Here is a 10,100-nt window from a genome sequence, read left to right as displayed (position 1 = left end):
CACCGGGCAACTGCAACCCGGCCAGAAGCTCAACGAGCTCAGAATCTCCGAACAGATGCGGGTCAGCCGCGCGCCATTGCGCGAGGCGATGCGCGAGCTGGTGCAGGAAGGCATCCTGACGAGCATTCCCTATGCCGGAACCTTCGTCATCGACGTCACCGCCAAGGACATCGACGATGCCTATTCGCTCAACCAGGTGCTCGACGAGTTCGCCATTGAACGGACATGGCCACAGCGCGACCAGCGCTTCTTCGCTGAACTTGACCGGCGCCACGAAGCGGTGAAACAGGCGACACGCAACCTCGACACCACAAGGCAGATCGAAACGGCGCTGCAACTGCACGGGCTGATCTATGAATGGGCCGACAATTCGGTGCTTCTGGAAACCTGGCAGCGCCTGACCAGCCGGCTGCAAATGTATTTCGCGCTGCACCAGCACGCGCGCAACGAGCCGGTGCCGGCCGAAGACGTCCATGAGACTTACGTGCAGCTGATGAAGGGCGCCGATATGCGCGCTGCCCAGCGTCACGCACGCGAACATATCAATCTCGACTTCGAGCAGTTGCTCTCCTATGCGCGCAGCCTCGAACAGCGCCCGTCGAAGGGCGCCTGACCAATTCCAGATATCGCAGCCAGCGGACAGACAGAGTGCAGATCAAATCCATCAAAGCCTACCATGTGGTGCAGCCCTTCGTGGACGGCCCTTACCGCATGTCCAAGGGGCGCCAGGCCGACGCCTTCGACGCGGTGATCGTCGCCATCACCGCCGACAGCGGCCTGACCGGCTGGGGCGAGATGGCGCCCCTCGGCAATTTCTACTCGGCCGCGTTTCCGGCGGGAACACGCGCGGGCGTGCCGGAAATCGCGCCGCATCTCATCGGCCACGACCCGCGCGGGCTGGCCAGGATCGGCCGGCTGATGGACACGGTGTTCAAGGGCCATCCCTATATCAAATCGGCGCTCGACATGGCCTGCTGGGATCTCGCCGCGCGCGCCGCAGACGTGCCGCTGGTGACGCTGCTCGGCGGCAAGGAGAGCGATATGGCGGAGACCTACAGGGTCGTCACACACGGTACGCTCGATCAGATGGCGGCCCTGGCAAAAAGGATCATCGCGGAGGGCTGTCGCCGTCTGCAGGTCAAGGTCGGCGGCAATGTGCACGACGACATCGAGCGAGTGACGACAGTCGCCTCGGCCGTGCCGAAAGGTACGGTGATTTTCTGCGACGCCAATGCCGGCTGGACACCCTACCAGGCACGGCAGTTCGCCGATGCCACGCGTGGCATCGACTACACTTTCGAGCAGCCCTGTACGACGATCGAGGAGAACATGTCGGTGCGCCGCATGCTCGACAAACCGATGGTGCTCGACGAATCCGTCACCTCGCTGGAAGCGATGCTGGAGATTAACCGCCTGGGCGCGGCCGACGGGCTGACGCTGAAGATCTCGCGGCTGGGTGGCGTGACGAAGACGCGCCAGATCCGCGACGTTGCCGTCGACCTCGGCTTCATGATCACTGTCGAGGACACGGGCGGCGCCGAGATCGACACGGCGGCGATGGCGCATCTGTCGCTGTCGACGCCGGAGGAGCGCCGGCTGCATGCCATTGCCTTCCATGAATGGGTGACGGTGCGCACGGCCTTCAACGCTCCGCCGGTCACCGGCAGCCATATGGGCATTCCGGACGGCCCCGGCCTCGGCATCGATGTGGACCCGAGCCTGCTCGGCAAGCCCTTCTTCGAGGTCGGCTGAGATGAAGATCCGAGGGGTCACGGCCACGCCGATCAATCTTCGTCTCGAGGCACCCTATGGCTGGGTGTTCGGCGAGCTCGACGGTTTTTCGCAGACCATTGTCGAGGTCGAGACCGAGGATGGGCTGATCGGCCTCGGCGAGGCGCCGACGCCGGCGGCGGCCGCAATCATCAATGGTGTTCTCGCCGAGCGCCTGGTCGGCCGCGATGCCTTTGACATTGCCGGTGCCGAGCATGTCTGCCTGCCCTACTGGACCGGCGTGCAATCGATCAACGACCGCACCCGCATCATGGCTTTCGGCGCGATCGAGATGGCGCTGTGGGACCTGCGCGGCAAGGCGTGGAAGCAGCCACTCTACCAGCTGCTCGGCGGCGCTGTGCGCAAGGACATCCCATTCACCGACTATTTCTCGCTGCGCGGCGACGGGCCTGATGTGAAAGGCGAGACGACCCCGGAAGAAGTCGCCGATTATTGCGTCGAGCTGCACCAGACGCATGGCACGACCTTCTTCGAAGGCAAGTTTTCGACCGAAGACCCGAACGTCTCGCTGAGAATGGTCGAGCTGATCCGCGAAAAACTCGGTGACGAGGCGATGATCCGCATCGATTCCAACCAGGCCTATTCGCTGGCGACTGCGCGGCGGCTGGCGCGGCCGCTCGAAGGGCTCGGCGTGCGCAACTGGGAAGATCCGGTGGCGACGATCGAGGAGATGCGGCAGTTGCGACAGCATTGCTCGATCCCGTTCTCGACCCACAACATCGACATTGCGCGCGCCATGGACCTCAAGGTTCCCGATGCCTTCGTCGGCAATCCGACGGCGCATGGAGGCATCGGCCGCCTGCTCCGTTTCGTCGGCGCCTGCGAGCACGCCGGCGTCGATTTCTGGTGCTATAGCGGCGACAGCGGCATCGGCAGCGCGGCCTATCTGCATCTGTGCGCGGCGCTCGGCTGGATCCGGGAGCCCAACCAGTCGCTGTTTCGCATGCAGCCCATGGACGTCACCGAGGAAGGGCCGTTTTCGCCGAGGAACAATGTCGTCCGCGTCCCGGAAGGTCCCGGTCTCGGCGTCACCTTGTCGCGGAAAAACCTCGCGGCCTGCCATCGCGACTTCGTCGAGAACGGCCCGTGCAACAAATATCACGACCCGGCAAAGCCCGGCACATATCGCCGCCTGCCGCTGAACTAGGAGACCGAGAAGGAAAGGAGGCTAGCCGACAACAAGGGTCCGCCGCAGCGATCTGGATCGCCACGACGGGGCCTGACGGGTGAAAGCATGGCCTCAAGAAAATCTGACCTTCGCGCCGCAAGGATCGGATGGACCACAAAAGACGGCATGCTACAGTCCCGGTCGACCGACTTCGTTGATGGCCGGGACAAGGAGAACTCCACGGAATTTCGTCAACCGGAAGTGCATTCTTCAGCCATAAGAAACAAGGGGAAAGGGTTAAACCCATGAGCAAGAACTACCGCATTCTCGACCTGATCCGACGCAGTCGCTCGCCGCTCGAAAACCATCTCATCGACGGTCTCGTCGACGGCCGTGTCAGCCGCCGCGACTTCATTCGCCACGGCAGCCTGCTCGGCCTGTCGCTGCCGCTTCTGGGCGGCATCACCACCGCTGCCGGCCTCAGTGGCATGCCGTCGCTTGCCCGCGCCCAAGGCGCGCCCGGCGCGACCATCCGTGTCGGCAGCAGCGTGCCGGCGGCAACCATCGACCCGGTCACCATCGCCGATGCCGGCGGGCTGGTGGTCATGCAGCAGGTTGCGGAATTCCTCTGCGTCGACGGCCCGGACCTGGTGCTGAAGCCGGCCCTGGCCGAAAGCTGGAAGCCGAACGACAAAGGCACGGTGTGGACCTTCAAGCTGCGCAAGGGCGTGAAATTCCACTCGGGCGGGGAGATGAAGGCCGACGACGTGGTGGCCAGCATCGACCGCCTTGCGGACCCGGCAAACTCGTCAAACGCGCTGTCGGTGTTCACCGGCATCCTGCAGAAGGGCGCCACCAAGAAGGTCGACGACTACACGGTGGAGTTCCACCTCGACGCCGCGAACGGCAACTTCCCCTACATGGTGTCGTCCGACAATTACAACGCCGTCATCATCCCGGCGAGCTACAAGGGCGACTACGAGAAGAGCTTCGACGGCACCGGCCCGTTCAAGATCGAAAAATACACGCCGAAGGTGGGCGCCTCCTTCGTCCGCAACGAGGACTACTGGGGCGAAAAGGCGCTGCCGGAGCGCACCGAGTTCACCTTCTTCGCCGACATGCAGCCGCAAATCCTGGCGCTGCAGGGCGGACAGATCGACATCATCAACCAGATGCCGGTGCTCGCGGGCGTTGCCCTGCTCAACGATCCGAGTTTCGAGATCATCAGCCTGAAGTCGTCGGCGCATCAGCAACTGCACATGCACTGCGACGAAGGCCCAACGAAGGATGCCCGCGTGCGCCGCGCCATCGCCCTTTGCCTCGATCGCGACAAGCTCGCCGCCGGCCTGATGAAGGGTCGTTCGGCCTTAGGCAATGACAGCCCGTTCGCCGCCGTCTACCCCTCGACCGACACCAGTGTGCCGCAACGCAAGCAGGACATTGCCCAGGCCAAGCAACTGATGGAAGCGGCGGGCGTTGGCCAGGGCTTCAAGATGACGCTTACCACGGAGCGCTACCTCGAAATCCCCGAATACGCCCAGCTCATCCAGAACTGGGTCAAGGAGATCGGTATCGAGCTCGAACTGAACATCCTCGACCAGGGCGCCTATTACGGCGATGCGGTGTTCGGCAAGTCGAACTGGCTGGATTCGGCGATGGGCATCACCGATTACGGCCACCGCGGCGTGCCGAATGTCTATCTGGCGGCACCGCTGAAGAGCGACGGCACCTGGAACGCCGCGCACTTCAAGAACAAGGACTACGATGCGCTGGCCACCAGCTATATCGCGGCCCTCGACCTTGAAGCGCAGAAGGCCGACGCCGGCAAGATCCAGAAGCTGCTGCTCGAGGAAACGCCGGTCATCTTCGGCTATTTCTATGACTATCTGACGGCGACGGCGAAGGGCGTGACCGGCGTGCAGCCGACCGCCATGTCGCAGCTGTTCCTCGAAAAGGCGTCGAAGGCCTAAGCGAAAAGGGAAAGCCAATCCTCCAACAGCCAGCTCCCGCGCGGGAGCTGGCTCCACAAGGAGACTTAGCCATTCTCTCCTTCTTTGCACGGCGTGTTTCGCTGTCGCTGGTTACATTGTTCCTGCTCAGCATCATGGTGTTCCTGGGCGGCCAGGTGCTGCCCGGCAATGTCGGGCGCGCGATCCTGGGGCCGTTTGCCGACCAGCGCGCCGTCGACGCGCTCAATCATACGCTGGGCGTCGATCGCCCGTTGCTCACCCAGTATGCGACCTGGATCTGGAATTTTATCCGAGGCGACATGGGCACGTCCTACATCTTCCGCTCGCCGGTGGCGCCGTTCGTCATCGATGCCTTGGGCAATTCGATGAAGCTGGCCGCGGTCGCCTTCGTGCTGGTGGTGCCTATCGGTATTCTGGGCGGGGTGGTGGCGGCACTCAACCTCAACCGCCCGCTCGATCGCATCATCAGCCTGGGCGGGCTGTCGGTGACGGTGCTGCCGGAGTTCGTCACCGGCATCATCCTGATCCTGATCTTCGGCGTGTGGCTGCGCTGGCTGCCGATCTCGGCGGCGTGGCCGAAGAACGCCGGCTTCGTCACGCAGCTCTACTATTTGATCCTGCCGTCGCTGCCGCTGTTCCTGGTGCTGTTCGGCTATATCGCGCGCATGGCGCGCTCCGGCATGATCGAGGCGCTCGATTCCGACTATACGCGAACGGCCGTGCTCAAGGGCCTGCCGTGGCGCACGGTGATCTGGCGCCATGTGCTGCGCAATGCGCTGCTGCCGACCATCACCGTCATCGCCACCCAAACCGGCTATCTCATCGGCGGCCTGGTGGTGATCGAGACGCTGTTCCGCTACCAGGGTATCGGCTCGCTGATCTTCACCGCCGCGCGCGGCAAGGACTTTCCGATGCTGGAATCCGGCATCCTCACCATCGGCATCGTCTACGCGGTGGCGACATTGATCGCCGACTTCCTCTATTCCGTGCTCAATCCACGCATCCGGCTGGGGTCAGATCAATGAGCGCCGTGCCGACCACCTCTTCCCCGCAAGACAACATGCGCCGGCGCAGCCCCATGGCGGAAGTCTTCTTCTCGCTCATGCGCTCGCGAACCTTCCTTGTCGGTCTTGCCATCGTGCTGTTTTGGGTCGCCTGCGCGCTGTTCGGCGAGCACTTTACACCCTACGATCCGCTCGCCGACGACATCATCAACGCGCTGGCGCCGCCGTCGTCCGAACACTGGTTCGGCACCGACCAGATCGGTCGCGACGTGTTTTCGCGCGTCATCGTCGGCTCGCGCGACATCCTTACCGTCGCCCCGCTGGCGACCCTGCTGGCGACGGTCGCCGGCACGGCACTCGGCTTGCTCACCGGCTATTTCCGCGGCATCGTCGACGACGTCGTCAGCCGCATTCTCGAAGCCTTCATGGCCATCCCCGTGGTCATCGTGGCGCTGCTCGCCATCGTCGCGCTCGGCACCTCCAAGGCCACCGTCATCGTCGTCATTGGCTTGAGCTTCGCGCCGATCATTGCGCGCACCGTGCGCTCGGCGGTGCTGGCCGAGCGCGAACTCGATTACGTCGCCGCCGCGCAACTGAGGCACGAGAGCGCCCTCCATACGATGTTCGTCGAGATCCTTCCCAACGTTATCCCGCCGATCCTGGTCGAGACCACCGTGCGGTTGGGCTACGCCATCTTCGCGGTCGCCACGCTCTCCTTCATGGGCTTCGGCATCCAGCCGCCGTCACCGGATTGGGGGCTGTCGATCTCCAGCAATTACGGCATGATCGGCGGCGGCTTCTGGTGGACGGTGCTGTTCGACGCGCTCGCCATCGCCTCGCTGGTGATCGGTGTCAACCTTGTGGCCGACGGCGTTCATGGAGCGCTCAATGACTAAATCCGCAAAGGCTGAAATCGCCCTCGAGCTGCACGATCTGTCGGTCGCCTACCGGGTGGCAGGGCGCAACCGCGCCGTGCTGCGCAATCTCAGCCTCAACATCCGGCAAGGCGAAGCCTATGGGCTGGTCGGCGAGTCCGGCTGCGGCAAATCCACGGTGGCGCTCACCGTTGTGCGTTATTTGCCAAGAAACGGCTCGATATCGGGCGGCGCGATCTCGCTCGACGGCCAAGACGTCATGAAGCTCGATGCCGAGGCCTTGCGGCGGGCGCGCGCCGAAAGCGTCTCCATGGTCTATCAGGATCCAGGCAAGGCGCTTAACCCGTCGATCCGCATCGGCCGGCAACTGACCGAGATCTTTGAGCTTGGCGGTATCACGGGACAGGCAGCGACCGATCGCGCCATCGCCATGCTCAACCGCGTGCGTATCTCCGATCCGCCAAGCGTCATGCAGCGCTATCCGCACCAGCTCTCCGGCGGCATGCAGCAGCGCGTGGCGATTGCCATGGCGCTGGCCAACGATCCCTCGATGCTGATCCTCGACGAACCTACCACCGGCCTCGATGCAACGGTGGAGGCCGAGGTGCTCGACCTGATCGCGCAGCTCCGGCAAGAGCTGTCGGCCTCGATCCTGTTCATCAGCCACAACCTCGCCGTCGTCTCCAACATGTGCGACCGCGTGGGCGTGCTCTATGCCGGCATGCTGGTCGAGGAAGGGCCGACGGATGTCGTGTTCAACGATCCGCGCCATCCCTATACGGTGGCGCTCCTGCGCTGCCTGCCACGCGGCGGCCAGCGCAAGGACCAGGGCAGGCTCGACACCATCCCAGGGTTCCTGCCGGGCATTGGCGCCGACATCAAGGGCTGTGCCTTTGCCGACCGCTGTGCGCTCGCCGACAATCGCTGCCGCAGCGAATTGCCGCCGCTCTATGATCTGAGTGACGAGCGCGGCAAGCGCCTGTCTCGCTGCTTCCATCACGACAAGGCGCAGGCCCTGCCGCGCGCCACACCGAGCGATGTTGCGACGGCGCCCAAGCCGACAACCGCGCCGGTGCTGCGCGTCGCCGGGCTGAACAAGACCTATGCCAGCCATGGCCATGCCTTGCGCGCGGTCAAGGATGTCTCGCTTGATCTCAGGCCCGGCGAGACGCTGGGGCTGGTCGGCGAATCCGGCAGCGGCAAGACCACCTTCGCCAGGCTGCTGCTCGGGCTTGTGCCGCCCGATGACGGCGGCACCATCGAACTCGAGGGGAAGGCGCTGGCGCCGAAGCTGGAGAACCGTGGCGACGACCAAGTCAAGGCGATGCAGATCGTCTTCCAGAACCCGGACTCCGCCCTCAACCGCTCGCATTCGATCCGCCACATTCTCGGCCGCGCCCTGAAGCGGCTGGCCGGTCTCTCCGGCAAGGTGCTGGAGACGCGCCTCGACGACCTCGTCCGCTCGGTGCGCCTCACCGACCGGCATCTGGCCGTCAAGCCACGCCAGCTGTCAGGCGGCCTGAAGCAGCGCGTCGCCATTGCGCGCGCCTTCGCCGGCGATCCGCGCATCGTCGTCTGCGACGAGCCGACCTCCGCGCTCGACGTCTCCGTCCAAGCTGCGATCCTCAACCTGCTCGCCGACCTGCAATCCAAGGAAGACGTCAGCTACATCTTCATTTCGCACGACCTTGGCGTGGTGCGTTACCTCTCCGACAAGATCGCCGTGCTCTATCTCGGCCGCATCATGGAGATTGGGCCATCGGAAGAAGTCTTCTCCGGGCCGCATCATCCCTATACCGAAGCGCTGCTGTCGGCCGTGCCGAAGCTCGACCAGACCGAGACGGCGCGCATCCGGCTCGACGGCGAGATCCCCAGCGCCACCAACCCGCCCCCCGGCTGCGTCTTCAACACACGCTGCCCGCGCAAGATCGGCCCCATCTGCGAGCAGCAGGAGCCGCAGCTGGCCGAGGCGCAGCCCGGCCACTCCATCCGCTGCCATATCCCCTACCCCGAACTTGCCAGGCTGCAGAAGGCAGCCGTGACTGAACCGGCATAGCAAGGCATCGCCAGCCGGCTAGCGCAGGCCGGCCATGCCCAGGGAACGGTCGCCTTCCGAGAAACCCTTTTCACTGGTCCAGTCCCTGGCCAGCGCGCGCAAGCCCGTCAGCGCGACATCCAGAACATCCGACGAGACGGGATTCGATGGATAGGCGAGATAGATCGGCCGCTGGAACACCGGCGCGTTGTCGATGCGTCGCATCTCGCCGCGCTCGATGTGGCCACTGACGGCGCTGAGCGGCAGATAGGCCGCTGCTTGCTGCGACAGCACATGCTGCAGACCGATGAAGACCAGCCCCGCTGAAATCGCCGGCTTGACCATGCCGGCAAAGGCGCGGTCGTGCTCGATGCGGAATTCGAGCCCCCAGTCCATCAGTATGTAGTTTTCGGTCCACGGCTTCGTCTGCGCCACATGCTGGACGAGCACGACCTGATCGACGGCCAACGTCTCATAAACGATGCCGGGATGCGGGCGCGGCAGATAGAGGATGCAGATATCGAGCAGGCCTTCCGCCAGCTGGTCGATGGCCAGATCCGGAAAACTGCCTTCGAGCCGCAGCGCCACGTTCGGCCGCCTGGCCCGCATCCACTCGACCCATGGCGAGGTGATGCGCTCCCACAGATAGGCGGGAGCGGTCAGCCGCAGCAGGCTGTCATAGCCGTCGGGAACGGCGATGTCCTGCCTCGATTGCTCCCAGGTGCGGGTGATGGAAGAGGCGTGCGGCAGGAATTGCCGGCCGGCCGGCGTCAGCGTAACGCCGTCGCGGTCGCGCACGAAAAGCCGGCGCCCCAACTGCTCCTCCAGCCCCCTGATCCGCGCGCTGACGGTGGATTGCGCAAGGTTGAGCCGGTTGGCCGCGACGGTGAAGCTGCCATGTTCGGCGACCTCCAGGAAACTGCGCAGGTTCTCGGTATCCATGGCTTACACCCCGCATCGAAAATTTCGATGGACCCTATCAAAAAATATCGCTTTCCGGTCGCGGTCAACAATGACCTAAATGGCCGATCCCCCGAGGGCAAGCGAGGAATGCAGCCATGCCAAGGCATTTCATGACGATCGACGCAGCTCGCAAAAACCTGACGGCAATCGAAAATTCCGCTGTCGACGACTTGCTGGCCGGCAGGCTCGACCGCCGCGATTTCCTGCGCCATGGCAGCGTGCTCGGCCTTTCGCTGCCGTTCCTGGGCAGCCTTGTCGCGGCCGCCGGCCTCGGCACCCAGAAGGCCCGCGCCGAGGGCAAGCCGGGCGGCACGGTGCGCGCGGGCGTGGCGACGCCAGGCGGCGCCATCGATC

General features: G+C 64.3%; 8 protein-coding genes and 1 pseudogene. 8 read left to right on the top strand and 1 reads right to left on the bottom strand.

The features are described 5' to 3' along the window. From C1D09_RS24750 to C1D09_RS24720, 7 genes are all read left to right on the top strand, one after another. A partial coding sequence (locus tag C1D09_RS24750; RefSeq protein ID WP_143976717.1) for a GntR family transcriptional regulator occupies nucleotides 1-613 on the top strand: 613 nt, incomplete at its 5' end. Nucleotides 614-648: 35 nt separating this feature from the next. Beyond that, the gene (locus tag C1D09_RS24745) at nucleotides 649-1,752 is read left to right on the top strand and encodes a mandelate racemase/muconate lactonizing enzyme family protein (RefSeq protein ID WP_143976716.1); all 1,104 of its coding nucleotides are present in this window, start codon (nucleotides 649-651) and stop codon (nucleotides 1,750-1,752) included. A gap of 1 nt (nucleotide 1,753) precedes the next feature. After that, complete coding sequence (locus C1D09_RS24740) at nucleotides 1,754-2,938, top strand: mandelate racemase/muconate lactonizing enzyme family protein (RefSeq protein WP_143976715.1); 1,185 nt, start codon at nucleotides 1,754-1,756, stop codon at nucleotides 2,936-2,938. Between the two features lie 266 nt (nucleotides 2,939-3,204). Further along, a complete protein-coding gene (locus tag C1D09_RS24735; protein ID WP_143976714.1) occupies nucleotides 3,205-4,869 on the top strand; it encodes an ABC transporter substrate-binding protein in 1,665 nt (554 codons plus the stop codon). Nucleotides 4,870-4,940: 71 nt separating this feature from the next. Then, a complete protein-coding gene (locus tag C1D09_RS24730) occupies nucleotides 4,941-5,894 on the top strand; it encodes an ABC transporter permease (RefSeq protein ID WP_143976713.1) in 954 nt (317 codons plus the stop codon). After that, the gene (locus tag C1D09_RS24725; protein ID WP_143976712.1) at nucleotides 5,891-6,769 is read left to right on the top strand and encodes an ABC transporter permease; all 879 of its coding nucleotides are present in this window, start codon (nucleotides 5,891-5,893) and stop codon (nucleotides 6,767-6,769) included. Before C1D09_RS24730 ends, C1D09_RS24725 begins: the two co-directional genes overlap by 4 nt. Then, a complete protein-coding gene (locus C1D09_RS24720; protein WP_143976711.1) occupies nucleotides 6,762-8,804 on the top strand; it encodes an ABC transporter ATP-binding protein in 2,043 nt (680 codons plus the stop codon). The genes C1D09_RS24725 and C1D09_RS24720 overlap by 8 nt, the downstream gene beginning before the upstream one ends. Before the next feature lie 18 nt (nucleotides 8,805-8,822). On the opposite strand, the gene C1D09_RS24715 is transcribed toward C1D09_RS24720, so the two are convergent. Beyond that, the gene (locus tag C1D09_RS24715; protein WP_143976710.1) at nucleotides 8,823-9,725 is read right to left on the bottom strand and encodes a LysR family transcriptional regulator; all 903 of its coding nucleotides are present in this window, start codon (nucleotides 9,723-9,725) and stop codon (nucleotides 8,823-8,825) included. A gap of 116 nt (nucleotides 9,726-9,841) precedes the next feature. Here C1D09_RS24715 and C1D09_RS24710 point away from each other — a divergent pair. Beyond that, a pseudogene (locus C1D09_RS24710) lies at nucleotides 9,842-10,100 on the top strand (ABC transporter substrate-binding protein); the annotation flags it as partial.

Origin of the sequence: Mesorhizobium intechi (assembly GCF_002879535.1) — a bacterium.
Classification (GTDB): domain Bacteria; phylum Pseudomonadota; class Alphaproteobacteria; order Rhizobiales; family Rhizobiaceae; genus Mesorhizobium; species Mesorhizobium intechi.
Note: the sequence above shows the minus strand (reverse complement) of the source record. Positions and strands in the feature narration are given on the sequence as shown.

Coding starts and splice junctions, on each gene's coding strand:
- C1D09_RS24720 (WP_143976711.1), top strand. CDS start 6,762: ATGACTAAATCCGCAAAGGCTGAAATCGCCCTCGAGCTGCACGATCTG.
- C1D09_RS24715 (WP_143976710.1), bottom strand. CDS start 9,725: ATGGATACCGAGAACCTGCGCAGTTTCCTGGAGGTCGCCGAACATGGC.
- C1D09_RS24740 (WP_143976715.1), top strand. CDS start 1,754: ATGAAGATCCGAGGGGTCACGGCCACGCCGATCAATCTTCGTCTCGAG.
- C1D09_RS24725 (WP_143976712.1), top strand. CDS start 5,891: ATGAGCGCCGTGCCGACCACCTCTTCCCCGCAAGACAACATGCGCCGG.
- C1D09_RS24735 (WP_143976714.1), top strand. CDS start 3,205: ATGAGCAAGAACTACCGCATTCTCGACCTGATCCGACGCAGTCGCTCG.